The organism is Aeromonas molluscorum (assembly GCF_051376105.1).
Classification (GTDB): domain Bacteria; phylum Pseudomonadota; class Gammaproteobacteria; order Enterobacterales; family Aeromonadaceae; genus Aeromonas; species Aeromonas molluscorum.
On sequence record NZ_JBPQCY010000002.1, the window covers coordinates 1,316,899 to 1,341,619 of the forward strand.

The following is a 24,721-nucleotide window of genomic DNA, read 5'->3' on the forward strand; positions in this document are numbered from 1 at the left end:
CTCAGCCTTGTTACCTGTTACGCCCCCTTCTCCTGCGAGAAGGGGGCGTTTTTATGCCGCCTGTTGTTTGCCGCCTGGCAGAATGCCAAGCGGCCCGAGTCGCCGCTCCTCTCCCTGTTCATCTTGTCTGCGGCTTGCAGGGCTGCCTGGTTCCGGCTTGCGACTCGCGCCCTAAGGACGGAACAACCTTAGCCAAGAGGCTCATATACATAGAGATGCATCCTGTCGATGAGGAGGCGTTCGCCCCCTTTGCGATCCCGCCTGGGCTGGCGCAGCTTGGGGGGATAGTGACCGAGGGGCTTGATGAGGGGGGCGCTGTCGGTGCAGAGCAGCAGTGGCAGGCTCGCCTTTATCTGTTGCTTGCTCGGTTCGCGATCGCGCCACAGCAGGTTGACCATGGGGTGAGTCTTGACCGGGCGGCGGATCCGCAGCTGTGCGTCGGCAGGCAGGCGACGAATGTCGTACACCTCCTGATCCACCATCTGCTGCCACTGCGACGGGTTCGACAGCATGGGCACATAGTGACGGCTGCGTTCGAGCATGGCGATCACCTGCTCCCGGCTCAGGCGGCGGATGGTCTGCTTGTCCGCCCAGGTGAAACCGAGGGAGTGCAGCTCCCCGCGCAACAGGCTGAGTTGGCGATATATCTGCAAGGTGATGACCCCGGGCAGGGCGTTGTGGACCAGCTCGAACTTCTCATCCCGCCCCCCCGCTTGTTGCACCTGAGCCTTGAAGCCTTGCTTGCAATGATTGATCTCCTCCACCAGGGTGCTGATCTGCGCTGCGCAACTGGCGGGAAAACGCAGCCAGCCAGGCAGACGTTGAGTGGACTTGGTCGAGCAGCCAGGGCGGGCGCCATGGTATTGATAAGCGGCAATAGCCGCCTCGCGGGCGGCCTCACCGCAAAGCTGTCCCACTGTTATCTGGCTGATGGGATCATGCTCCTGCCCTTGCAGCACAGGAGGCAAGGGGTAGACCTGGGCCTCCAGCAGGGGCAGCTGCTTGAGCTGTTCTGCCAGTTTGGCCAACAAGGTTTCCAGTTCACTCATCTGCTGGCGCAAGGCGGCTTTGGGGGTAAAGGTCTCCATGGTTCAACTCTCGGTCACATAGGGGGCGAGCAGCCAGGTGCTCATCACAAGATTACTGTATAAATAAACAGTTATCTTGTGTCAACTGTTACCGAGCAGGGGAGCAGTGCCCTGTTGGCGAGGAGCCTGGGCTTTCAGGAACGGCAGCAGCAACAGAGCCGAGACCCCGGCCGCCACCGAGATCACCACGAAGAAGCCGTTCCAGTGCCAGATCTCCATGATTTTGGCCAACGGATAGCCCGACAGCGCCGCCCCCATGTAGGCGAACAGGCCGACGAAGCCGGTGGCCGCTCCCGCACAATGTTTATGGGAACACTCCGCCGCCGCCATGCCGATCAGCATCTGGGGCCCGAACACGAAAAAGCCGATGGTGAAGAAGCAGGCTGCCTGCATCACATAGCTGAAGAAGGGCATCAGCCACAACGACCCCACCGCCAGCAGTATGCCCACCGCGAAGATGAGGTTCATCGGCCCGCGATTGCCGTTGAACAGCTTGTCCGATCCCCAGCCCGCCACCAGGGCACCGATAAAGCCGCCCACCTCGAACATGGAGATGGCGGAGTTGGCGCTCATCAGATCGAAGCCGCGCTGCTCCGTCATGTAGAGATTGCCCCAGTCATTGATGGCGGTGCGCACCACATAGACCAGCACGTAGCAGCAGGCCAGCAGCCAGATGTAGGGGTTGCCGAGCACGTATTTGCGCAGGATCTGGCGATGGGAGAGCCCCGCATCCTGGGTCTGCTGGGCGATTTCCAGCGCATCCTGGCGCCACTCGCCGACCGTGGGCAGCCCCATGGCACTGGGGGTGTCCCGCAGTCGCCAGCACAGAAAAAAACCGGCCAGAATGGCGATGACGCCGGGCACTATCATGCCGTAGCGCCAGCCGTGCTGCAGGGCTATGGTGCCGACGATAAGCGGGATCAACGCCCCGCCCACGTTGTGGGCCGTATTCCAGGCCGACCACCAGACCCCCCGCTCGCTGCGGGAATACCAGTTGGTGAGCAGCTTGGAGCAGGGGGGCCAGCCCCAGCCCTGGAAGAAGGCGTTGGCAACCCAGAGCGCCGCAAACAGCCAGAGGGAGGATGACAGGCCGAACAGTATATTGATGACCCCGGTCGCCATCAGCCCCAGCCCCATGAAGTAGCGGGGATTGGCCCGGTCGCTGATGATGCCGGAAAAGAACTTGGAGCAGCCGTAGGTGAGGTAGAACAGGGTCCACAGCATGCCGATGTCGGCTTTGCTCAACATCCCTTCTGCCAGCATGTCCGGCATGGCGAAGTTGAAGCTCTTGCGGGTGAAATAGAAGACGGCGTAACCCAGATACATGGTCAGCAGCAGGTGCAGGCGCCAATGGCGATAACAGGCGTCCACTTCTGCCTGATCACGGATGAGCGGCTGGGGCGGCGCGCTTTTCATAAAGTTCAACATAAGATTCGGCTCGCAAGGGGTTGGTTATGCATGGCGATCTTCCCGCTTGCGCCAGGGTAGGTTGAGGGTCAGCTGGGTGCCGTGGATGCAGGAGAGCTGCAGGCTGCCACCCAGCGCCTGCACCCGCTCGCGAATGCCGAGCAGGCCATACCCCTGGGGCGCCTGTTCGGGAAGGCCGCAGCCGTCGTCTTCCAGTTGCAAGTGCAAGCGATCTTCTTGTCTATGGGCCCGAATTCGGACCGAGCTGGCATTGGCATGTTTGACCACGTTGTTGAGCCCCTCCTGGCAGACCCGAAACAGGGTGACCCGCTGGGCATCGGAGAGCTCCTCATCCGCCAGTTGCCACTCGAGCCGGGTGACGATGCCGTGGCGTTCCAATTCAAGCTCACGCAGCAGCCCCCGCACCGCCTGCTCCAGGCTCATGTCATCGAGCTGGCGGGGCCGCAGTCTGCCAAGCAGGCCGCGCACCGCATCGTAAATACCCAGGGAGAGCGTATCGATGAGGGCACTGCTCTGGCCGACCCCGGCATTGTCCGGTGCGAGCCGCTGCGCTATGCCTGCCTGAGTGCGAATGGCGGTGATGGTCTGGCCTATGTCGTCGTGCAGCTCGCGGGCTACCTCCTTGCGGATGCTCTCCTCGGTTTCCAGCAACCGTTCTGTGAGTTGACGGTTGTGAGCGAGCTGACGGGTCAGCGCCTGGTTGAGCTCACGTTGACGCTGGATGCCGGCCCCCAGCAGCAGGCCGGTCAGGCTCTGGGCCAGCAGGGAGAGCAGCAGATCCAGTGGATGTTCGTGCCAGGCCTGACTCGCCATCAGTGCCACCGTGTTCATCAGGGTAGCAAGCAGAGCCCCCTGCCAGCCGTAACGCCAGGCCATGGCCATGATGGGGATGGCGAGGCAAAACGGCGTGAAGCGCACCAGGGAATCCGGCAGGCCGAGCTGCAGCCAGAGGCTCAGCGCGAACAGCAGCAGATACCAGACCAGATGGCGAAAGCGCCAGTCCACCGGCTGATCCACCAATGCGGGCCCCAGCGGCACCCAGGTAGCGCGGGTGAGGTAGTGCCAGATCAGCATGCAGGTGGAGGTGAGGGTCAGGCCGCCGGTCAGGGTGAGCAGCAGGGCGGTGAGGCCATCTTCCCCGGCCAGATGCCAGAGCAGGGATTGCAGCAGCGCCGCCGTCGTGACGGTGGCGAGCAATACCAGCAGTTGCTGCCAGTCGTTGCGTACCTGCTGGCGGCGGGCGATGAGCAGCGGCAGCAGGGTAAGCAGGCTGCCCGCCTGAATGAGCGGCCATTGCGGCAGGCCTATCTCCTGATTGAGCCAATAGAGCAGCAGGGATTCACAGAGCAGCAAGGGCGGCCAGTAGGCAAGGGGGCTTTGCAGCAACAGACCCAGGCGCAGGCCGAATGGAAACAGCAACACCGCCAGTATGGGTGAACCCGCCAGATGCAGGCTGATGCTCCACAGGCAAAACCAGCCGGCGGCAAAGATGAAGCTGGCCGCCAGCGCGATGGCGACATAGCTGGCAAACCGGGAGATCACCAGCTGTCCAGCATGCGGTGGGCCAGCTCCACGTTGTTGCTGACTTTCAGTTTGTCCATCAGGTTGGCGCGGTGCACGTGGATCGTCTTGGGGGAGAGGCCGAGTTGTTCGGCGATGGCTTTCACTTCCAGCCCCCGCGCCAGCAGCTGCGCCACTTCCCGTTCCCGATTGGTGAGAGGGTCCTGGCTGTTGCTGGCGAGTTTGTGGGCGATATCCGGGGTGAGGTAGCAGCCGCCGTGGGCCGCGGTGCGTATCGCGGCGATCAGCTCGTCGGGGCTGCAGCGTTTGGAGAGAAAACCTTTGGCGCCAGCCTGCAGTGCCTGCTCGATCAGCGCCGGACTGTCATGGACCGACAGCATCACCACGGCGAGGCCTGAGGGCAGCAGCTTGAGCAACTCGAGCCCGGATTGATCCGGCATCGAAATGTCGCAGACACAGAGTTGGGCTCCGCAGCCGGGCAGCCCTAGCAAGGCATCACGGGCCGAACCAAACTCGGCCACCACCTGAAGATCTGGCTCCAGGTTGAGGAGCTGCGCAAAACCGGAGCGGACTATCTGGTGATCGTCGATGAGGGCAATCTTGAGCATGGGGCCCGCCTCCTGGTGGGGTCTGTATGTGGCATATCTCTAGCAATGGTGCCCGGCAAGGATAACAGCCAAGGCGTCCCAGAAAGGGACGCCTTGGCTGTGCGCGGGGTCACGGCGATGAGCAGATACATCTGCTCAGGGAGGCATTAAACACTAGCGGCGCCCGGTGACCAAGCGTTCAGTGGCTAGCCGCTCATGCTTGCTCGGGCTGACGGCATCGCCAGCCCGGTTGCACCTGCTGATAGTTGCTTAGGCTGACTGGGTCGCCAGCTCGGCAGCTTTCAACTCGCGCTTGATGCGGCGGATCTTGCGCTCTTCGGCCACGGCCACGCAGGCCATCAACACCAGGCAGGCGGCGGCGGCCATGTCCAGCGCCGCGAAGGTGCCGTCCCAGCCGGTCAGGCCGAAGATGGGAGTGCCATCGGCTATCATGCCCAGACCCAGCTTGGCGAAGCTGTCACCGATGAGGTAGGCGAAGGTCCCCTTGACGCCATCGGCCACGCTGATGCCTTGTTTCGGCACGAAGCCCACGGCGGCCACGCCGATCAGCAGTTGCGGACCAAACACCAGGAAGCCCAGGGTGAACAGGGAGCCCAGGAACATGAACTGGGTGGTGGCGTGCTGGTAGAGACCCAGGGTGGCGATAATCAGTGCCAGTGCCACGCAAGCCACCAGACCGCGACGACCGTTTGCCAGATCGGAGAGGTAGCCCCACATCAGGGTGCCGACCAGGGCGCCCACTTCGAAGAAGGTAAAGCCCTGAATGGCTATCTCCTTGGAGAAGCCCAGCTCCTGGTGAGCGTAGACGGTGGACCACTGATCGATGCCGATGCGCACCACGTAGAGGAAGATGTTGGCAAAGCAGAGCAGCCAGATCACCTTGTTCATCAGCACGTACTTGACGAAGATCTGACCCTTGGTCAGCTTCTGCTCCTCGGTGGCGATGTCCTCCTCGCTGGCCACTTCGTCAAACAGCTCCTCCACCTTGCCCAGACCATAGGCTTCCGGTGAATCGCTGCCAAAACGCAGGCCGATAAAGCCGACCACCAGGGCTATCATGGACGGGAAGATGAACATGCCGAGCACGTTACCATCAAACAGGTAGTTGGCACCGAACAGCGCCACCCCGGCCGCACCAGCCCCGCCCACGTTGTGGGAGAGGTTCCACATGCCGAGATAGGTGCCACGCTTGTTGCGGGGGGTCCATTTGGTGATGGTGGAGTAGCTGCAGGAGCCACCACAGCTCTGGAAGAAGCCGCTCAGGGCATAGAAGAAGATCATGAAGTAGAGGCTGAAACCCGTGCCGCCCATGCTGGCACTGAAGCCCAGCATGCACAGGGCTGAGAGGATCAGCATCAGCGGCAGGAACTGCTTGGTGTTCTTGCCATCGGCGTAGTAGGAGACCAGCGTCTTGCCCACCCCGTAGGTGATGGAGAAGCCAAGGCCAATCATGCCGAGCTCGGTCATGGAGAGACCGTACTCCTGGATCATGTCGTTTTGCGCAATGTTGAAGTTCTTGCGGATCAGATACATGGTCAGATAGCCAATGAATACAACCAGATAGGATTGCATAAACGGCTTGAACCAGAGCTTGCGCCGGGCTGCGACCGGCAGATCCAGGGTCGGCACCCGGACCTGTTGGAGAAATTTCAACATCTTCGTTCATCCTCTGCGAGATAGACGGTATTTCCGCCGCGCCCCTCACTTTTTGGTTGGTGTCAGAGGTCACGCCACGGAAAGGAGAACAGAAAGAGGTTGGAGTGTGCGCCTCGCTCTCCTGTCGATTGAACCCATGCCCTAACCTGCGCGACTGCGGCGGTTGGGTCACTACATCAGGTAGCCTGACTGTAATGAGGCGCGGCACAAATGGCGTGAGAGCCATCCCTAGTGGGCTTAAGAAAATTTCCTAGTTTGGCCGTCGCTGCATGGGAATCGTGAGGTGAGTCACACGGGGAAGCGGAGGAACCATATTGGGTGTTTGTCCCGGCGCAGTATTGGCCCAGGCTGATAAATGGAGTGGAGATCTTGTGGGCGCGGGCCATGTAATGAAATTGTTCAATTGTTATTTTTAGAAACACCTTTTTATCATGTTTCGATCATTTGGTCGGGTTCACGGAAATAGGTACACTCTGCGCCATGACAGGTATTGCATAAGCTAAAATATAAAGTGAATAGTTAACCCAGCATTTAAAAGCACAATCTGCTGCGGGGGCTGAAGAAGACATTTGTTTTTTTATTTTTAATTTATAATCAATATCTTAGTGTTTTTATTTGTTGGCTTTCTTATATTACTTTTACTAATGCGTTGTATCAAAATTCGTCAATTGAGACATAGAGATACAATGCCTAAGCTTGCGGCAACTAATTAAGAGGAGCCGCATCATGGCCAACATGACTTATACCCAAGCCGGTTATCAGCAGTCCAGCGAACTGAATCTGGTTGCTCGTGCCAAACAAATCTTCCTGACCTGGTTGGAACGTAGTCGCAGTCGTCGTCAACTCTCCGAGTTGCCTGCCTACCTGCTCAAAGATATCGGTCTGAACGAATCCGATCGCTATCAGGAAACCACCAAGCCGTTCTGGCGTGGTTGATTGACCAGGCACGGATGCCTCGTTTTTCTTCCGCCGGCCAATAGTGCCAACAAGAGCCTCTCTGCCATATCCTCCGCACGCTGCTAGCATCATCCCCCTTCTTGCCGTTTCTGCTCAGAATTACTCCTTTATCCCTTGTCTCTGCATCCTTTCCTGCCCCTCTTGCATTGTTATGCTAATGGTTGAATTTGTTTAAAAAATTGTTTTTAAGCCAAAGCGCTCCCGTATAATCGGCGCCATCGACACTGACAAGATGGTGAAACGGATGATCCCTCAACATGATTTCCTGGCGCTGACCCGCCGTCACGAATGGCAGCTCGATCCCTTCTCCTTTTCCCTGGCCGATGGGGCGCAGGCACAGGTGTGGGATACCGGGGTGCTCTGCATCGAACCGGCCAGCCAATTGCGCGCCGAGCCGCTCAAGGAGATAGTGCTCTCCTGCGGTATCCATGGTAACGAGACGGCCCCCATCGAGATCTGCAATCAGCTGCTCGGCAAGTTGCTCAGTGGCGAGCTGAGTGCCCGTCACCGGGTGTTGTTCCTGTTTGGCAATCCGGCGGCCATGAATCTGGGGGTGCGCGAACTGGAAGAGAACATGAACCGGCTGTTTAGCGGCGCCCACAGCAAGGGGGTGGGGCTGTGCAACAGAGAGCGGATCCGCGCCATGCGTCTCGAGCAATATGTGTCCCGCTTCTACTCGCATCCCGGGGCCGAGCGCCTGCATTATGATCTGCATACCGCCATTCGCGGCTCCCGTCACGAGAAGTTTGCCGTTTATCCTTTCCCCCATGATCGCCCCTACAGCCAGGAGCAGATCCGCTTCCTCGGCGCCTGCGGGGTGCGCACCATACTGCTCTCCAACGGACCAACCACCACCTTCAGCTATTACAGCGTCCGCCACCATGATGCTTACGGTTTTACGGTGGAGCTCGGCAAGGTGCGTCCCTTTGGCGAAAATGACATGACCCGCTTCATCGAGGCCAGGCAAGCACTGCAGGAGCTGGTGTGCGAGGCGAGCGTGACGCTGGAGCCCTGGCGGCCCGAGGATTTCAACATCTTTGCCATCGATCGGGTGATCAACAAGCGCAGCGCCGATTTTCACTTCCTGTTTGCCAGCGATGTCGACAATTTCACCGAATTTCCCCAAGGGTTTGTCTTGGCGGAAGATGGGGCGCTGCGCCATGTGGTGGAGAAAGAGCGGGAAGCCGTGGTATTTCCCAATGCCAATGTGGCCATCGGCCAGCGAACCATGCTGCTGGTGGTGCCAACCCGGCTGTGGGATGCCTGATCCCCTGACAACGAGTCCCCTTGGCGGGACGGGCCTGGCGGTCAGATGATGGAAAAAGGAGCCGAGATTGGCTCCTTTTTTGTTGCCTGCGCGTCAGACCGATTGGCTGCTTATTGAGCTAAATAAAGAGGATATCACTGGGGTTATTTGCTTTTGCCGCATTGCGCTTTGCTTAACAACTTGTTTACATTTTAAGGGTCGCCGCTGGTGGTGACGCAATCACGGCAAGGAGCCAGTTATGACCCATGTCGACATCCCCTTCCTTCGTTACCTCGATGAGGAGGGGCGCCCGGTCGCCACACTTCCGACCTGGCTGGACAAGGAGTTGCTGCACACTTTCTACCGCAACATGGTGATGGTGCGTAGCTATGACAAGAAAGCAATCGCCCTGCAACGCACCGGCAAGCTGGGGACCTTCCCCTCCCATCTGGGGGCCGAGGCGGTCGGCATTGGCGTCGGTCTCGCCATGCAGGCCCAGGATGTCTATGTGCCTTACTATCGCGACATGCCCACCCTGTTCGTGCGCGGCGTACCCATGGAGAAGAATCTCCAGTATTGGGGGGGGGATGAGCGGGGCAGCGTCTTCAACAAGCCAGATGGCACGCCATCTGAGGACTTGCCCATCTGCGTGCCCATCGCCACGCAAGTGACCCATGCCTGCGGCGTGGCGGCCGCCTTCAAGCTGCGCAACCAGCCCAGGGTCGCCGTGGTCACCATCGGCGATGGCGGTACCTCCAAGGGCGATTTTCTGGAGGGGCTCAACTGTGCCGGTGTCTGGCACCTGCCCATGGTGATGGTGATCAACAACAACCAGTGGGCGATTTCAGTGCCACGCAAACTGCAATCTTCCGCGCCGACCCTGGCCCAGAAGGGCCTTGGTGCCGGGGTGCCCAGCATTCAGGTTGATGGCAATGATGTACTCGCCGTCTACGATGCCACCCTGAGTGCGGTGGAACGGGCCCGCGCCGGCAAGGGTCCCACCCTGATCGAGGCCATCAGCTACCGGCTCGGCGACCATACCACCGCCGATGATGCGACCCGCTACCGCGATGCCGCCGAGGTTGAGGCTGCCTGGGCCAAGGAGCCGGTCAAGCGATTGCGCCAGTTCATGGCCGAGCGAGGCTGGTGGGACGAAGCTCAGGAGCAGGCTCTGCTGGCCGAAGCCGCGAAGGCAGTAGATCTCGCTGTTGCCGCTTATGAGTCACTGACGGAGCAACCGCCGGAGTCCCTCATCGATTACCAGTTTGCCGAGCTGCCCCAGGATTACCTTGGTCAGCGTCAGCGCATCATCGACAAGGCTATGGCCGGGCAGGGAGGGCGACACCATGAGTGACATGACACTGCTCGAGGCCATCAATCTGGCCCTGCATCATGAGATGGCGCGAGACCCGGATGTGGTGGTGCTGGGGGAGGATGTGGGGGTCAACGGCGGGGTGTTTCGCGCCACCGTCGGCCTGCGTGACAAGTTTGGCTTCAAGCGGGTGATCGATACCCCGCTGGCGGAAGGACTGATCGCCGGGGTGGCGGTCGGCATGGCGACCCAGGGACTCAAGCCGGTGGCCGAGTTCCAGTTTCAGGGCTTCATCTTCCCCGGCATGGAGCAGATCATCTGTCAGGCGGCGCGGATGCGAAACCGCACCCGGGGCCGGCTCAGTTGCCCCATCGTCTATCGCTCTCCTTATGGCGCAGGTATCCACTCCCCGGAGCATCACAGCGAGAGCGTGGAGGCGCTGTTTGCCCATATTCCCGGCTTGCGGGTGGTGATCCCATCCAGTCCCAAGCGGGCCTATGGCTTGTTGCTCTCGGCCATTCGCAGCCCGGATCCTGTGATGTTTTTCGAGCCGGATCGTATCTATCGCGCCATGAAATCCGATGTGGTGGATGACGGGATCGGGTTGCCGCTGGATGTCTGTTTCACCTTGCGTACCGGTCATGATCTGACGATTGTGGCCTGGGGAGCCTGTATTTTGGAGGTGATGCGTGCCAGCCAGGCGCTGAGTGATGAGGGCATCCAGTGCGAGGTGCTGGATCTCGCCACCATCAAGCCCCTCGACATGGCGAGCATACTCGCCTCGGTACGCAAGACCGGCCGCCTGTTGGTGGTCCATGAGGCGTGCGGCAGCTTCGGGGTGGGTGCCGAGATAGTGGCAAGGGTGACGGAAGAGGCGTTTACCAGCCTCAAGGCGCCTCCCAAGCGACTCACCGGCGTCGATGCCGCAGTGCCTTATTACCGCAATGAGGAGCACTACCTCATCACCGAACAGGATATCGCCCTGATGGCGCACCAACTGATGGAGAACAAGTGGCTATGAACTATTTCACATTGTGGTGCTCTGGCCGCCGAGCCCAAAAGAGCCATGAGATGTCTCAACGTTTGGTGATGTCCCCGCGGATGGAGAACTGGTCATGAAATATTTCAAGTTGCCGGACTTGGGCGAAGGGCTGGCCGAGGCGGAGATCGTGGAGTGGAAAGTCGCTGCGGGCGATGAGGTCAAGGTCGATCAGGTACTGCTCTCGGTCGAGACGGCCAAGGCGCTGGTGGATGTACCTTCGCCAGTCAATGGCATCATCGCTCGGCTCTGTGGTAAGGAAGGAGACATCTTGCATATAGGTGCCCCCCTGGTGGAGTTTGAGGGAGGGGAAGATGACGGCACTGTCGTGGGCAAGATGAGCAGCAGTCAGCAGCATATAGAGGATCACTTCGTGGCGGGGGTACTGGCGCCGGGTGGCCGCTTGGTGCAGGCCATGCCGGTGGTACGTCAACTCGCCCAGCAGCTGGGGATCGACATCAATGGTCTCAAGGGCAGTGGCGCCGGTGGTCTGGTGTTGGAGCTGGATGTACAGCAGGCATTCGAGGCACAGCAGGAGAGCGGCAACGAGTTTCTCAAGGGGGCTCGCCGGGCCATGGCCAAGGCAATGGAGCACTCGCATCGCACAGTGGTGCCGGTCAGCATCACCGATGAGGTCGATCTGCGCGCCTGGCGGGTCGATGAAGATGTGACAGTGCGTCTTGTCAAGGCGATCGGCGTCGCTTGCCGGGCCGAACCATCGATGAACGCCTGGTTCGATGGTGAGACCTTGTCGCGACGACTGTTTACCGAGGTCAATGTGGCCATCGCGGTGGATTCGCGCCATGGACTCTATGTCCCCGTGATGGAGAATGTGGCCGAACGCGAGCCTGCCGACATTCGCCAGGGGCTGGATCGCATGATAGCTGACGTCAAGGCGAGGGCTGTGCCGCGGGAGATGCTGCAGGGGGCGACCATCACCCTCACCAACTTCGGCGCCATCGCTGGTCGCTACGCCAGCCCGATAGTGACCCCGCCCCAGGTGGCCATCATTGGGGCGGGGACACTGTTCGATAAGGTGGTGTTCGTGCAAGGGGAGGCCAGACCGGTCAGGGCGCTGCCACTGTCGATGACCTTTGACCACCGAGCCTGTACCGGCGGTGAGGCGGCCCGCTTCCTCAAAGCGCTGGTCAAGGCGCTGGAAGCCGCCACCTGTTAGGCCTTGTGCCCTGCCGTTGGTAGGGCACAAATATGTTTGCGTAATGAGCAAAGCTACGTATAATCAGTCGAGCTTGAAAAAGGCAATATTTATGTTACTGAATACGATGTATTACATCCCCTTCTAGTGCCCATAAGTCATTTCCTCTTTTCGAAGCTTTATCCGCCTTTCAAGGCACGAGTAATTTTTGAATACAGGTTTAATAGATATGTCTAACATGATCACCGGTACCGTTAAATTCTTCAACGAAACCAAAGGCTTCGGCTTCATCCAGCAAGAAAATGGCCCGGATGTGTTCGTACACTTCAGCGCCATTCAAGGCAACGGTTTCCGTACCCTGGCTGAAGGTCAGCGCGTACAGTTCACCGTGACCCAAGGTCAGAAAGGCCCGCAGGCTGAGAACGTAACCGCTCTGTAATTGTTACAGAATTTAAGAAAGCCGTGGTGCCTCTGGTACCACGGCTTTTTGTCTATCTGGGCTTTGCCAACCGGATGCCAGAGACAGATCTGGCGACTATTTCCTCTCGGTATAACCACTCCTGCACGGGATGATTGTTTGCGCGGCTATCAATGAAATGACAGCGGCCATACCGGGTTGAGCGTGCTTGATCTCGCCTGAGTGTGTTAAAAACAAGGTATCAACAGGCACAGGATTGTTCGGCAGGTTTGTCTATGAAGAGGGGGATTTGGTTAGCCGCTTGTCTGGCGGCCGGTGGGGCATTAGCCTTGCCACCATCGCATGTTCAAGCTGACCTGGTCGCCGAGACAACGCCTGACCTGGTCGCCGCCGAGCAGGCGCGCCTCACTTGTCTGCAATTTTTGCATGTTCGGCTGGGGGGAAAGATCGCGCCCATCAGCATGGAGACCCGCCCCGTGCCCCACAGGGAGCAACAGTGGCTGGTGGACGGCAATGTAAAAGGACCCGAAGGTCCTTTGCTGTTTGCGTGTCACCTGCAGCAGGGCGCACGCTGGGAATTGTTGAACTTCTCGCTCTGGGCGGCGCCTACGCCACCGGCCTGAGGGCAACCAGCAGGTGTTGAAGGTGCTCAACCATCGTCATGCCAAAGGGGGTCAGGTAGCCGCCATCTTCGGTGCTGATCAGACCCTGTTGATGCAGGCGTCCTGCCGCCTGGCGGAGAGCATCACTCATATCACTACGTAACTTGATCCCCACACTCAAATTCGCTGGATCAAAGCAGGCCAGTACTTTCAGTTCATGGACAAAGTCTTCAGAAATCTGGTCGATCCCAATCATGGACAGGCTCCTTACGCTAATGATGTATGCAAATTAGCACTCCCCGGAGGAGTTTAGTGGGCGCTGGGTCAAAGTATTGGCGATTATGGCGGGCGGGCTGGCTGTATGGTGATTTTTCAGGCAGTCAGTGCGGTGAGCATTGCCGCTCGCCGTGATAGGATAGGGCCTCATCGGCCTAATCCCCGTATTCCCTTGTCCAAGGCAACCCGCATGACCCGCATCATATTGATTTCTCTGCTTCATCGCCTTTCGCCCCAGTTTCCCATCTATCCGGTGGCGCAACTCTTGCCTCAGTTGAGCGAACACAAGGGGGAGGTCTGGTTGCCTCCGCTGAGCACTCCCGACGTGGCGGCCCTGCGCGCCAAGGTAGCCCCGCAAGCACAACGCGAGTTTGCCTCCCTTGCCACTGGCTGGTGTGATTTTGCCGCGAGCGACAGTGGTGATACGCCTGAGCTGGACGCCTTGGCCAGTTATGATGAAGAGATGCTCGATAACCTGCGGCTCTACTGGGGCAGTGCGGCCAAGATCAATCACCCGATCACCGATAATCTGTTTGAGCTGCGCAGGGGGGTAGTGGATGAGGCTCATGGCACCAAGCTGGCCGACGCCTGGGAACGCCAGCAAGAGCTGCGATTTACGCAGTTGATGTCGGCGGCCCAGGGGCAGGATCTGCTCTGTTTCGTCGAGGTCGAAGCGGCCTATTGGCTGCGCCAGCGCCTGAGTGAGCAGGCCGAGATAGAGCTGCATATTCCCGCTCTGTAGAGGGACCCTGTCCGCTTTGCCAAGTACAGCCCTCTGTACGAGTCGCTCTGCTTAGCCAAAGCCTATCTGGTGCGCACTATGGGTGTACTGGCGACCCGAACGGGTCACGTGACCTCCATTCACTGGACAAGGCTGCGGCAAGATGTGAACATGTCGCCCTTTATTGCGCGAGCCTACCCGGTTCGGGTCCTCATAGACTCGGCAGCCCGGGCCCGTCGTGATCCTTAGCACTGCATAAGAGACTTGACCATGAGCTATGAACTGACCGATACCGAGCGCAACGCCGCGCTGCAACTGAACGCCGACTACCGCTACGATCACTTCATCAGCAAGCTGGTCGAGCATGAAGAGCTGTTCGTGCTGACCGACGAACACGGCGTCATGATGCTGACCACCGAAGACGAAGACTGCATCCCGGTGTGGCCGCACCCCGAATACGCCCAGGCTTGGGCTGAAGGCGAGTGGGCCGAGTGCAAGCCGCAGTCCATCACCCTCAAGGTATGGCTGGAGCGCTGGGTTGAAGGCATGGAGCAGGATGAACTCTGCGTGGCCGTCTTCCCGACACCGGATCAGGAAGGCATCGTGCTTGAGCCTGCCGATGTGGCCGATGCGGTTGCCCAGAAGCAGGCCAAGCGCGGTTAATTCCTCCGTCTGTGCTAAACACAACCCCGCCATTGGCGGGGTTGTGTCATTTTGGGCATGGCGATGGCTCAGGGTTGCAGGTAGCGGGTGTCGCGGATATTGACCGGGGGGAAGCGGGTGCCTTGCTTGATGGCGTTCAGGGTCTCCTTCTTCACCGTCTCATCTATCCAGAACAGACCGCCGTAGCTGTAGCCGGAGTTGAAGCCATCAAGGGGCCAATAGAGCACCTCGCTCTTGGCGGTGGCGATACCCTTGGGCAATTTGATCCAGCGCCAAGCCCCTTCCCGGGTATAGGGAACCTGATAGGTGGGCACGAAGCTGGCCAGCTCATAGAGCCGGGCCTGGATCTGCCGTGACAGTTCGGCTTTCTTGGCAAAATCGAACTCCTTGTCGTACTGCTCCACCAGGGCTGTGATGGCGTCATCATCGATGTTCATGATGTTGTTGGTCTGTGGCTTGTGGGCGTTGACCTTGTGGAAATATTCCCAGTAGGCGGGATAACGCCCCGTACTCCAGGCCATCCAGGCGCTCTGGTGTTTCTTCTCCAGCATGGCCTTGAAGCCCGCTGAGGCATCCATCAGGTTGAGCTCCAGATTAAGACCCGCTTTTTTGGCCTCTTCACGCAGCATGGTGAGGCGCTGGGAGTGTTCCGAGGTGGTGTAGATCACACTCAGTGACAGTGGCCTGCCCTTGGCATCTTGCAATATGCCGTCTGGCCCGGCCTGGGTGAAACCCGCTTTGGCAAAATAGTCACGGGCAATTTTAGGGTCGAAGGGGCGCGCCTTGAGGGCGTTATTGGTGAAGTCTCCCTGACCAGATCCATAGTTGTTGAGACGCTGGTAGTCGCCGCGCAGCAAGGTACTCAGCATCTTGTCGATGTTGAGGGCGTACTGGATGCCGAGCCGGACATTGAGGTCGCTCAGCAAAGGATCGTCGATGTTGAGGTAGAGACCGGTCGGGGATTGCGGCGTCTGGGTATAGAACCAGATGCGGTCTATGTAGCCCTTGTCAAATTCGGGGGTCTTGGTCTTGTCGTGCCACCAGTTTGGGATCACCAGGCCGAAGGTATCCAGTTCGCCGCGCAAAAAGTGCTGCCAGGCAATGTTGAGATCGCGCAGCACCTTGATCTGGATGCGGTCGGGATTGAACCTGTGCTGGAAGTAGCGCTCATTGTTACCCCACCAGTCGGGAATGCGGCTGAAGGTGACGGATTTTCCTTTCTTGACCTCGGTGAGTTGATAAGGCCCAGTGACCGGCAATACCTTCCAGTTGTACTCCCGTACCCAGCTGTCATCGAGTGTGATGGCGTGACTGGGTTCGGGGGAGAAGGGGAGGGAATCGAGCAAGTCTTCCCGGCTCTTCTCGCTGCCGCTGGTGATGGCCAGAGTGTGGTCATCGAACTTGATCACATCGACAATCTGGGTGCTGTAGTAGTTGTTGTACCAGGGGGCATTGATCTGCTTGCTGCGCAGCATCTTGAGGGTGAACAGGAAGTCGTCTGCGCTGACCGGTACGCCATCGGACCAGCGGGCCTTGGGGTTGATGCGAAAATACATGGTCTTGTGATCGGTCCCGAACGCCCACTGGTTGGCCAGCATGGGAATAGGGTTGCCGGTATCCGGATGGCTGGCCAGCAGGGGCAGCCGGTTCTCCCTCATATAACCGGCGAAGGCGCCATTGGCATCGGGGCCATAGTTGCGCAGGGTCAGCGGAAAACTGGTCATGAAGGTGCGAAAGGTGCCGCCCCGCTGAGCCGCCGGATCGGCATAGACGGGATCCGTATCGTTGCTTTCCCACTTGAGATCCGGTGGCAGGGTGGCACTCCAGCCGAGCTGAGTCCAGCACAGGGCGAGGGCGGCGGCCCCCAGATGATTCAGTCGCATATCCTTTGCTTCCTTGTCGTGGCTGCGTGTTGATGTTCTTATCTTACAATAGCGGGCCGAGCCATTGGCATGAGCCCATCATGAGAGGCAGTTAGGCTCGGGTCAATGGTTTGGACAGAGCCAGGCGTCCTCCCAGCAGGTGGACCAGGAAGCCGAGCAGTACCAGCGCCGAGCCCAGCCACTGCAAGGGGGTTGGATGCTCATCGAGCAAGATGGCGGCAGTCACCATGCCGACGCAGGGGACCAGCAGGGAGAGCGGCGCCACTTGGGCTACGGGGTAGCGCATCAGCAGCCGTCCCCATAGCCCGTAGCCGAGCCAGGTGGCGACCAGTGAGAGATAGAGCACGCAGAGCAAGCCTTTCCAGCTGAAGTGTTGCAGGCTGTGGACGATAAGTTCCGGCCCTTCGAACAACCAGGAGAGAGCGAGAAACGGCAGTATGGGTACCACGCCTCCCCAGGCAATCAGGCTGGGCAGGGACGTCTGGTAGCGCAATCCAATCTGGCGGTTGATGACGTTACCGAGTCCCCAGCAAGCGGAGGCGCACAGGGTCAACATGAACCCGAGCAGAGTCAGGTTGCCTTGACCATGGGTGGCGATGAGGTAGAGGCCGGCTCCCGCCAGCGGCAGGGCAATCCAGTGGTGGGGTTGCCAGCGCTCCCCCAGCCAGATCATGGCGAACAGCAGGGTAAATACCACTTGGGATTGCAGCACCAGAGAGGCCATGCCTGCGGGCATGCCGAACTTCATGGCACTGAACAAGAAGGCAAACTGCCCCAGGCTGATGGCTCCGCCATAGGCCAGCAGCCAGCGCCAGGGGATGGTGGGTTTGGGGACCAGCAAGATGGCGGGGAAGACGACACCAATAAAACGCAGCGCACCGAGCAGCAGCGGAGGTATTCCCTCCAGCCCCCACTTGATCACCACAAAATTGAGACCCCAGCAGAGGATAACCAGGGCGGCCAGACACTTGTCCTTGGCTTGCATGAGACTTCCTTGTTTGACATCACAGGTAATGATCCCGCCAGGACCGGCAGGCAAGTGGTCGAGGATAACCCCGGCAGGGGGTCCGGCGTCAACCGGGACGCCAGTGTCAGGCTCATTTAGGTAGGCGGTGGATCGCATAACATATGGCGTTTGAACGGCGATGCCCGAAGCCGTTCGTGATAGAGGGGATCCTTTGAAAGCATGCCTTGATTGGCGTGTCGGTTCACGCAGCAGGGAATTGTTCGGGAGGGTGCAGTGCGGACTAAACTCTAGGAGACAGCCCCGCTGGGCGGGTTGCGATCAATGATCAAACGGAGGTACTCCATGAGCGATCATTCCCTACTACCCCATGGCGAGGATCTGCGCCGGGCGGTGCGTTGGTTGGCCGAGGGGCATGCCAATGACCCCCACGCCATCGAGGAGGCCTGCCTGCGTTTCGATCTCTCTCCTCTTGATGGGGAGTTTCTCATCACCCACTGGACCGTGCCTGGTAATAGCACCAGTCGGCCAGCCTGATGCTGAGCCGTGTCGGATCCTGTAGGGCACTGGGTTGTCGTCAGACGAAGTTAGCGAGGGTGATGCCATAATCCTTGGGATCCACGGTACTCTCTATGGTCTCATTGACGCCGGGTTTGGCAAGGTCGAGCAGTTGTACTTCCAGATAGTGCCGTTGGGCGGCGTGATAGATAACCTTGACCAAGGGTTTGAGCGGCGTCAGTTCGTTGCGCTGCATCACCAGGGCTAAGCGCTGATTGGAGAGCAGCACCAGGGTACCGACCGGATAGACCCCCATGCACTTGATAAAACGCGTCACCAGTCCCTCATCGAAGTGAGTGACCGCCCCCTTGAGCAGGATCCTGAACGCCTGGGTCGGCTGCATCCCCTGTTTGTAGACCCGGTCTGCCGTCACCGCATCATAGACATCGACGATGGCACTCATGCGCGTATAGAGAGAGAGCTGCTCGCCCTGAAGCGAGCGAGGATAGCCGGAGCCATCGAGCCGCTCATGGTGATTGGCCGCCACCTCCAGCATGGTGGGGGTGATGCCGGTGGTGGCCTTGAGGATGTCGTGACTGTGCACCACGTGTTCGCGCATGATGGCAAACTCCTCATCGGTCAGCTTGCCCGGTTTGTTGAGCACGGCATCCGGGGTCATTATCTTGCCCACATCATGGAGCAGTCCCCCCAGGGTCAGCTCCTTGAGCACGTTGCGCTCGAGCCCCAGATAGCGGCCAAAGTTGGCGAGCAGTATGGCCACGTTCATGGAGTGCTCCATCAGGTAGGCATCCTTGGCACGGATGCGCGCCAGGCAGAGCATGGCATCCCCGTGGCTGAACATGGTGTCGACCATCTCCTCGGCCACGGCGGCGAGCGGCGTGATGTCGATGGGTTCGCCGGCCTTGAGATGGCGAATGAACTTGCCTTGCAGCTCGCGAGCTTCTTGATAAAGGCGGCGGATCTTGAGCTCGCGCCCTTCCCCCTGAACGCGGGGCTCTTGCATGGCGCGCATCGACGGGATCGGCGCGCCCGGCTTGTCGGTCGCCTCCGGGGCCTTGTCCTGACTCAGTTGGCTGCGACTGAGATCGACCCGTACCCTCAGCACGCCGCGAGCCACCAAGGCTGCAATCTGGCGCTCGTTGCTGACCAGCCCGCTCTGGACAATCTCCATTTCACCCCGCTGGCTGATGATGCCCACCACGAACATGCCAGGCTTGAGGTTACTGACAGTGATGACGGGGTGGGGGGAGGCTGAGATCATAGGTTTCCGCCTTTATTATGGTGTCGGTTAACTAAGGCCGATGATGGAGGGAGTCTACCCCTGTTTCCGAGTGCGTCACAGGTCGGGCTGGCGTTAATGCTGGAGTTGTCACGGTTGGACTATATAATGTCGCCCTTTTCCCGATGGCAATATTGAGGTAGTGAATGCGGCTCGATAAATTTCTTTGCGACTGCTCCGATCTGACCCGCTCCCTGGCGGGCCGAGTGATCAGGCGAGGAGAGGTCATAGTGGATGGCATTGTGGTCAAACAACCCGCTTTCCATATCAATGAACAGAGCCAGATCGAGTTTGACGGCGTCACGCTGAGCCTAGACAGGCGCAACCGCTACTTCATGCTGCATAAACCGGAAGGCTATGTCTGCTCCAATGAGGATCCGGACCACACGACAGTGTTCGCGCTGCTGGATGAGCCGGCTGTCGGCAAGCTGCATGTGGTGGGTCGCCTCGATCTCGATACCACTGGCCTGGTGCTGATCAGCGACGATGGCCAGTGGTCCCATCGCATTACCTCGCCACGCCATGAGTGTGCCAAGACTTACCGGGTCTGGCTGGCGGATCCGGTACACCAGGATGCGATATCCCTGTTTGCCGATGGTGTTTTCCTGCGCAACGAGACAGATAAAACACGCCCGGCCAAGCTCGAACTGCTGGGCGAGTGCGAGGCGAGACTGACCATACAAGAAGGCAAGTACCATCAGGTAAAACGGATGTTCGCCTCCATCGGCAACAAGGTAGTCGGCCTGCACCGTGAGCAGATCGGCAGTCTGATGCTGGATGAGACCTTGGAACTTGGTGAGTACCGCGAACTGACTGCCGAAGAGATTGCCCTGTTCTGAGCAAGGTTGTCGTAAGCAATCCGCTGTTGAACAATAGGGTGCCCGGTGAGTGGCTCGAGGATATCGGATGGTAAGACGGCGGGGGCTGACAGGCCCCCGCCGTTTTTTGTGGTCGGCATCAGTCGCTTTATCAATTCATCGTCCCATCCCTGAATGTCAGGGGCCACGTATCTCCAACCCCATGCGATGGGGCGCGACTCAATGGCCGTTACTCATGCCCAGTACCAGTATGGTGCCCAAGGTGGCGAGCAGGGCGCCAGCCCAGGCGGGCAGACTGGGGCGCTGACCCGAATGCCACCAGAGCAGGGGGAGCAGCACCACCGGGGTGGTGGCGGAGAGAATGGCCACCATGCCCACATCGCCCTGGCGCAGAGCCACCAGGATCAGTGTCATCCCCAGGGCCATGGCCAGGAAGCCATTGATCCCTATCATGGCAAGGATGGAGCGATTGATCGGGTTGAGCGGCATGGCGAGGGGCACCCGCAACAGACGCAGCACGCAATGGGCAAACAGGGCGCTGGCCATGCGCACCCCGGAGGCGCTGACCGGATCTATGTCGCTGCCTGCCATCACCGGCTTGGCAATGATGGCCCCCAGGCTCTGGCACAGGGCGGCGGTCAGGCCAAGTCCGATGCCGATGGCGATGTGGCCGCGAACTTGTTCCCAGTCATGGGACTGGCCGCGCCGGCCAAACAGTATGGCCAGCATGACCCCGATGAGCACCAGCAGGGCGCCAAGCAGCCGCCAGCCAGACAGCGTCTCGTCAAACAGCCAGAGGCCAAGCAGGGCGGAGAAGAGCGCATGGCAGGAGAAGAGCAGGCCGCTGCGACGTGGCCCTAGCCGGTTCATGCAGGCGAACAGGGCGGTATCGCCGATAAAGATGCCGATGAGGCCAGAGAGGATCAGCAGAGGCACGGCCCCGCCACTCAGGCTCTGCCAGCCCCCTGTCGCCAGGCTGGCGCCCCCCAGCATCAGGCTGACCAGAAACATGCGCCAGCGACTGTAGGCGAAGGCCCCCAGATGGCGAGCCGGTTTGACCGATATCAGGGCGGCGACCGCCCATAAACTGGCTGCAGCCAGCGCCAGCCACTCGTACCCCATAAAGCCCCCCGAACAGGCAGTCAGAAAAAGGTGTCAGGTGGCCACCATTGCCACTCCCTTGACCTTTATAAAACAACGGAAAAAGTCACTGGAAAACCGTATCAGGCCGATAGCTGCCTCAGTGGCTCATACTTCATACAAACAGCGGGAAAAAATAGCCCGAAAGACTCCATCTCAGGGGCGAGCCGGATACAATACGGGGCGTTTTCGGGGATAACAAGGACGGCATCATGCATTCGTCATCAGGCGCGCCGTCGGCCTTCCCCTCTTGTTGATAAAGCATTGCGAAAAGAGGTCAGTTGTATGCGTCATCGTGCTATCCATCCCGTCCTGCGTCGGGTCTCCTCCCTGTTGTGTGCCTTGCTATGCGGCGGCACCCTGAGTCAGGGCGCCTTCGCTACGCCCGTCGATGCCATCGCGGACCTCGCCCCCCGCCAGACCCTGGTCAAGGGCAATGGTGCCGAGCCGGAGTCCCTGGATCCGGCCCTGGTGCGTAGCGGCTTTCCCGGTGAAGTCATCCTGGTCGACCTGTTCGAGGGACTGGTGAGCGAAAATGGAGAGGGCAAGATAGTACCGGCCCAGGCAATGCGCTGGGAGCAGAGTCCGGATGGTCTGGAATGGCGCTTCTTCCTGCGTCCCAACCTCAGTTGGTCCAATGGCACGCCCCTCAAGGCCGAGGATTTTGTCTATGCCTGGCGCCGCCTGCTCGATCCCGCTCTCGCATCTCCTTCGGCGGAACTGATGCTGGCCACGGGCATCAACAATGCGGGTTCCATCTATGCCGGTGCCCTGGATCTGGACATGTTGGGGGTGGCCGCCGAGGGAGATCAGATCCTCAAGGTGACACTTGAGCGGCCCGTTCCCTATTTTTTGCAGCTCATCAGCCAGCGTCCTTTCGTGCCGGTGCCACGGCAAGTGATTGCCGAGTTCGGCAAAGGGTGGACCCAGCCCGCTCATCTGATCAGCAATGGGGCCTACCGGCTCACCAGCTGGGTGATGAACGAGCGGCTGGAGGCTGAGCGCAACCCCTCTTATTGGGACAACAACCACACCCGCATCGATAAGGTCACCTATCTGCCGCTTGCCTCACAGCATGCAGAGCGGCTGCGTTACGAGGCGGGAGAGATCCAGCTCACCAACAGAGTCGCCCAGGAGTACTATGCCCGCATCAAGGCCAGTGCCCCCGAACGGCTCTGGGGCCTGCCGCTGCTTGGCACCTATCTCTATAGCTTCAACCTGAACAAACCCGAGTTGCAGGACGTGCGGGTACGCCAGGCACTGAGCATGGTGCTCGACCGCCAGCTGCTGACCGCCAAGGTCAGTGCTCAGGGGGAGGTGCCCAGCTGGAGTCTGCTACCCGACATGCCGGGTTATATCGCCACCCTCCCTGAGCTGGCGAGCGCCACCCAGGATATCCGCAGCGCCATGGCCGCCAGACTCCTCAAGGAAGCAGGTATTGACGAGGCTCATCCTCTGCGCCTGACCCTCACCTACAACAACTCGGAGAACCACAAGCGCATGGCGCTGGCGGTAGCCAGCATGTGGAAGCCCCTCGGGGTCGAGGTCGAACTGCGCAACATGGAATGGAACGCCTATCAGGCGGCCAAGAACAGCAGTGACTTCATGATGGCGCGCTCCTTCCTGTTTGGTGATTATGTGGAGCCTTCTGCCATGCTCAATGCCCTGCGCTGCCTGGATCCGCAAAACGAGAGCGGTTACTGCAATCCCCAATATGATCAGCTGCTGGAACAGGCTGTTGTGACCCTGGATGAGCAGCGCCGCAATCACCTCTATCAGCAGGCTGAGCGTCTGCTGGAGCAGGATGTGCCCGTCATCCCTCTTTATCACTACAACCAGATGCGGCTGGTCGATCCCCTGTTGCGCGGTCTGCCCACCGCCAATCTCAAGGGGGCCATTGCCACCAAGGATCTCTATTTCGTCGCCCCCGAGAGGGCTGAGCGATGAAACTTGCCATTCTCTCGGATCTTCATGGCAGCCTGAGCGCGTTTGATGGCGTCATGGCCTGGCTCGCGCCCTGGCAGCCGGATCACCTGCTGCTGCTCGGGGATCTGCTCAACCATGGCCCGCGCAACCCGGTGCCCGAGGGCTACCAGCCAGCGGCCCTGGCCGAGCGGCTCAACACCATGGCGAGCCGCATCCTGGCGGTACGGGGCAACTGCGACTCGGAAGTAGATCAGATGCTGCTCGATTTTCCCATGATGGCGCCCTACAACCAGTTGCTGGTCGATGGGCGCCGCTGGTTCATGAGCCATGGTCATCTCTATCAGGCGGATGGCGTGCCCCTGCCACCGGGCAGCCTTTACCTGAGCGGTCATACCCACCTGCCCGAGCTGACATGCACCGGGGAGGGGGATCTGAGGAGGATCATGGTCAATCCGGGCTCGATCTGTTTTCCCAGGGGCGAACTGCCTGCCAGCCTGATCTGTTATGAAGCGGGGGAGTTGAGTCTGCGGGCGGCGCAGGATGGTCGTGTATTACAACGACTCTCCCTGACAGGGGGGTAAATCAGGGGGCTGTATCGAGAAAGGCGTGAGGTGGTGGTGAGCCTGAGTGCGCTACGCGATAAAACCATGGATCACGAGTTCGGGTCAGTAAAGGGATTAGCTGAGAAACAAGGCACAAAGGATGCACTGAAGAGTGCAGGGCAGGAAAAACGGGAGAGGTCAGGCCTTGATCCCCGGGGAGCGGGTACCGGAGCGGGTGTTGCCCTTGGCATCATAAGTGAGAGAGTTTCTGTCCCGCAGTTGGTTGAGGAATCCGGCGAGGCGACGATTGGAGACGATACTCAGTTCCAGCAGGCGACCATTGGTATCGTTTTGCTGCTGGCAGACGGCCAAAGCATCGGCGATCCTGGCCATGATATCCGGTTGGCTCGCGAGCCCATCCTGAAGATCAGGCTGTTCAGCCAGATTTTTATCCAGCGTCTCTATGGCGCCCAGCAACTGCTGTTTACGCTCGGCCAGCGTAGGCAACTCCAAGGCACGGCGTTGCTTGAGCAGTTCAAACTCCTCGCTCAGCAAACCCTGCATCTGGGCCAGCTGATCATGCTGTTGTTGCAGCAGTGCAGCCAGACTCATCATCCCAGGGTTTTTTCCAGCTTGGCTTCGAAGCTGAACATCTTCTTGGCAACCGCGTCGTTATTGACCTGGTACTGGCCACTGGCCACGGCTTTCTTCAGGCTCTCCACCCGACTCTCATTTCCGGTCGATGCCGAGTTGAGGTTCTTCTGTACTTGTTGCAACTGTTGCGCCTCACTGGTCAGGGAGACTGAATCGACCTTGACCTGAGTGGCGCGGGCATCTTGTCCGCCGTTGGTCGACTTGGCCACGCTGCTCTGGCTGTTACCGGTATTATTTTGTACCCGATTACCTGCCAAGTTGTTGATATTGTTAATAGCCATATGGGTTACCTTAATTCGCTTTGC

The 24,721-nt window shown here is 59.5% G+C and carries 25 protein-coding genes; 13 read left to right on the forward strand and 12 right to left on the reverse strand.

The genetic code is table 11. The annotated features are described in order from the left end of the window. Nucleotides 1–188: 188 nt before the first annotated feature. The 5 genes from ACSMDR_RS16675 to uhpT form a co-directional block, all read right to left on the reverse strand. Nucleotides 189–1,088 (reverse strand): DNA replication terminus site-binding protein, encoded by a 900-nt coding sequence (locus ACSMDR_RS16675; RefSeq protein WP_436468962.1) that lies wholly within the window; start codon nucleotides 1,086–1,088, stop codon nucleotides 189–191. An 81-nt stretch (nucleotides 1,089–1,169) separates the two neighbouring features. After that, complete coding sequence (locus ACSMDR_RS16680; protein ID WP_436468963.1) at nucleotides 1,170–2,516, reverse strand: MFS transporter; 1,347 nt, start codon at nucleotides 2,514–2,516, stop codon at nucleotides 1,170–1,172. 24 nt (nucleotides 2,517–2,540) lie between these two features. Continuing rightward, on the reverse strand, nucleotides 2,541–4,058 hold the full coding sequence (gene uhpB, locus ACSMDR_RS16685; protein WP_436468964.1) for a signal transduction histidine-protein kinase/phosphatase UhpB: 1,518 nt from the start codon (nucleotides 4,056–4,058) through the stop codon (nucleotides 2,541–2,543). Next, a complete protein-coding gene (gene uhpA / locus ACSMDR_RS16690) occupies nucleotides 4,055–4,645 on the reverse strand; it encodes a response regulator transcription factor UhpA (protein WP_436468965.1) in 591 nt (196 codons plus the stop codon). Before uhpA ends, uhpB begins: the two co-directional genes overlap by 4 nt. Nucleotides 4,646–4,894: 249 nt before the next feature. Next, nucleotides 4,895–6,301, reverse strand: a complete 1,407-nt coding sequence (gene uhpT / locus ACSMDR_RS16695; protein WP_005904421.1) for a hexose-6-phosphate:phosphate antiporter UhpT — start codon at nucleotides 6,299–6,301, stop codon at nucleotides 4,895–4,897. Nucleotides 6,302–7,027: 726 nt separating this feature from the next. Here uhpT and ACSMDR_RS16700 point away from each other — a divergent pair. The 7 genes from ACSMDR_RS16700 to ACSMDR_RS16730 all read left to right on the forward strand — a co-directional run bounded on the left by ACSMDR_RS16700 (nucleotide 7,028) and on the right by ACSMDR_RS16730 (nucleotide 13,052). Continuing rightward, entirely contained in the window at nucleotides 7,028–7,237 is a 210-nt protein-coding gene (locus ACSMDR_RS16700) for a DUF1127 domain-containing protein (RefSeq protein WP_436468966.1), read from the forward strand. Between the two features lie 265 nt (nucleotides 7,238–7,502). After that, complete coding sequence (gene astE / locus ACSMDR_RS16705; protein WP_436468967.1) at nucleotides 7,503–8,525, forward strand: succinylglutamate desuccinylase; 1,023 nt, start codon at nucleotides 7,503–7,505, stop codon at nucleotides 8,523–8,525. A 238-nt stretch (nucleotides 8,526–8,763) separates the two neighbouring features. Beyond that, a complete protein-coding gene (gene pdhA, locus ACSMDR_RS16710; RefSeq protein WP_436468968.1) occupies nucleotides 8,764–9,858 on the forward strand; it encodes a pyruvate dehydrogenase (acetyl-transferring) E1 component subunit alpha in 1,095 nt (364 codons plus the stop codon). Next, nucleotides 9,851–10,837 carry an alpha-ketoacid dehydrogenase subunit beta gene (locus ACSMDR_RS16715; protein ID WP_436468969.1) on the forward strand — a complete coding sequence of 329 codons (987 nt, stop codon included), beginning with the start codon at nucleotides 9,851–9,853 and terminating at the stop codon, nucleotides 10,835–10,837. The genes pdhA and ACSMDR_RS16715 overlap by 8 nt, the downstream gene beginning before the upstream one ends. Nucleotides 10,838–10,931: 94 nt before the next feature. Further along, the gene (locus ACSMDR_RS16720) at nucleotides 10,932–12,032 is read left to right on the forward strand and encodes a dihydrolipoamide acetyltransferase family protein (protein WP_005904432.1); all 1,101 of its coding nucleotides are present in this window, start codon (nucleotides 10,932–10,934) and stop codon (nucleotides 12,030–12,032) included. A gap of 208 nt (nucleotides 12,033–12,240) precedes the next feature. After that, complete coding sequence (locus ACSMDR_RS16725) at nucleotides 12,241–12,450, forward strand: cold-shock protein (RefSeq protein WP_042043304.1); 210 nt, start codon at nucleotides 12,241–12,243, stop codon at nucleotides 12,448–12,450. Between the two features lie 308 nt (nucleotides 12,451–12,758). Beyond that, the gene (locus ACSMDR_RS16730) at nucleotides 12,759–13,052 is read left to right on the forward strand and encodes a hypothetical protein (RefSeq protein WP_436468970.1); all 294 of its coding nucleotides are present in this window, start codon (nucleotides 12,759–12,761) and stop codon (nucleotides 13,050–13,052) included. Here the strand turns inward: ACSMDR_RS16730 and ACSMDR_RS16735 are convergent. Then, nucleotides 13,036–13,287, reverse strand: a complete 252-nt coding sequence (locus ACSMDR_RS16735) for a TIGR02647 family protein (RefSeq protein WP_005908309.1) — start codon at nucleotides 13,285–13,287, stop codon at nucleotides 13,036–13,038. The two genes, ACSMDR_RS16730 and ACSMDR_RS16735, sit on opposite strands and share 17 nt — an antisense overlap. Nucleotides 13,288–13,497: 210 nt before the next feature. Between ACSMDR_RS16735 and ACSMDR_RS16740 the strand changes: the two genes are divergently transcribed. Further along, on the forward strand, nucleotides 13,498–14,049 hold the full coding sequence (locus ACSMDR_RS16740) for a hypothetical protein (RefSeq protein ID WP_436469343.1): 552 nt from the start codon (nucleotides 13,498–13,500) through the stop codon (nucleotides 14,047–14,049). Nucleotides 14,050–14,298: 249 nt separating this feature from the next. Then, nucleotides 14,299–14,691 carry a DUF2750 domain-containing protein gene (locus ACSMDR_RS16745; protein ID WP_005908305.1) on the forward strand — a complete coding sequence of 131 codons (393 nt, stop codon included), beginning with the start codon at nucleotides 14,299–14,301 and terminating at the stop codon, nucleotides 14,689–14,691. Between the two features lie 68 nt (nucleotides 14,692–14,759). Here the strand turns inward: ACSMDR_RS16745 and ACSMDR_RS16750 are convergent, their stop codons facing one another. Beyond that, on the reverse strand, nucleotides 14,760–16,574 hold the full coding sequence (locus ACSMDR_RS16750; RefSeq protein WP_436468971.1) for an extracellular solute-binding protein: 1,815 nt from the start codon (nucleotides 16,572–16,574) through the stop codon (nucleotides 14,760–14,762). Nucleotides 16,575–16,665: 91 nt separating this feature from the next. Then, the gene (locus ACSMDR_RS16755) at nucleotides 16,666–17,559 is read right to left on the reverse strand and encodes an EamA family transporter (RefSeq protein WP_436468972.1); all 894 of its coding nucleotides are present in this window, start codon (nucleotides 17,557–17,559) and stop codon (nucleotides 16,666–16,668) included. A gap of 324 nt (nucleotides 17,560–17,883) precedes the next feature. On the opposite strand from ACSMDR_RS16755, the gene ACSMDR_RS16760 reads away from it, so the two are divergent. Next, nucleotides 17,884–18,075: a hypothetical protein gene (locus tag ACSMDR_RS16760; protein WP_005908302.1), complete on the forward strand. Its 192-nt coding sequence runs from the start codon at nucleotides 17,884–17,886 to the stop codon at nucleotides 18,073–18,075. Nucleotides 18,076–18,115: 40 nt separating this feature from the next. Here the strand turns inward: ACSMDR_RS16760 and ACSMDR_RS16765 are convergent, their stop codons facing one another. Beyond that, nucleotides 18,116–19,318, reverse strand: a complete 1,203-nt coding sequence (locus ACSMDR_RS16765; RefSeq protein WP_436468973.1) for an HD-GYP domain-containing protein — start codon at nucleotides 19,316–19,318, stop codon at nucleotides 18,116–18,118. Nucleotides 19,319–19,482: 164 nt separating this feature from the next. On the opposite strand from ACSMDR_RS16765, the gene rsuA reads away from it, so the two are divergent. Next, nucleotides 19,483–20,175, forward strand: coding sequence for a 16S rRNA pseudouridine(516) synthase RsuA (gene rsuA, locus ACSMDR_RS16770; RefSeq protein ID WP_005894536.1), 693 nt, complete (start codon nucleotides 19,483–19,485; stop codon nucleotides 20,173–20,175). A gap of 198 nt (nucleotides 20,176–20,373) precedes the next feature. Here rsuA and ACSMDR_RS16775 read toward each other — a convergent pair whose 3' ends face one another. Beyond that, nucleotides 20,374–21,276 carry a DMT family transporter gene (locus tag ACSMDR_RS16775; protein ID WP_436468974.1) on the reverse strand — a complete coding sequence of 301 codons (903 nt, stop codon included), beginning with the start codon at nucleotides 21,274–21,276 and terminating at the stop codon, nucleotides 20,374–20,376. Nucleotides 21,277–21,579: 303 nt separating this feature from the next. On the opposite strand from ACSMDR_RS16775, the gene ACSMDR_RS16780 reads away from it, so the two are divergent. Next, nucleotides 21,580–23,241: a peptide ABC transporter substrate-binding protein gene (locus ACSMDR_RS16780; protein WP_436468975.1), complete on the forward strand. Its 1,662-nt coding sequence runs from the start codon at nucleotides 21,580–21,582 to the stop codon at nucleotides 23,239–23,241. Further along, complete coding sequence (yfcE, locus tag ACSMDR_RS16785; RefSeq protein WP_436468976.1) at nucleotides 23,238–23,801, forward strand: phosphodiesterase; 564 nt, start codon at nucleotides 23,238–23,240, stop codon at nucleotides 23,799–23,801. The genes ACSMDR_RS16780 and yfcE overlap by 4 nt, the downstream gene beginning before the upstream one ends. A gap of 159 nt (nucleotides 23,802–23,960) precedes the next feature. Here the strand turns inward: yfcE and ACSMDR_RS16790 are convergent, their stop codons facing one another. Further along, nucleotides 23,961–24,377 (reverse strand): flagella synthesis protein FlgN, encoded by a 417-nt coding sequence (locus ACSMDR_RS16790; RefSeq protein WP_436468977.1) that lies wholly within the window; start codon nucleotides 24,375–24,377, stop codon nucleotides 23,961–23,963. Next, complete coding sequence (gene flgM, locus ACSMDR_RS16795; protein ID WP_436468978.1) at nucleotides 24,374–24,697, reverse strand: flagellar biosynthesis anti-sigma factor FlgM; 324 nt, start codon at nucleotides 24,695–24,697, stop codon at nucleotides 24,374–24,376. The genes ACSMDR_RS16790 and flgM overlap by 4 nt, the downstream gene beginning before the upstream one ends. Between the last annotated feature and the right edge of the window lie 24 nt (nucleotides 24,698–24,721).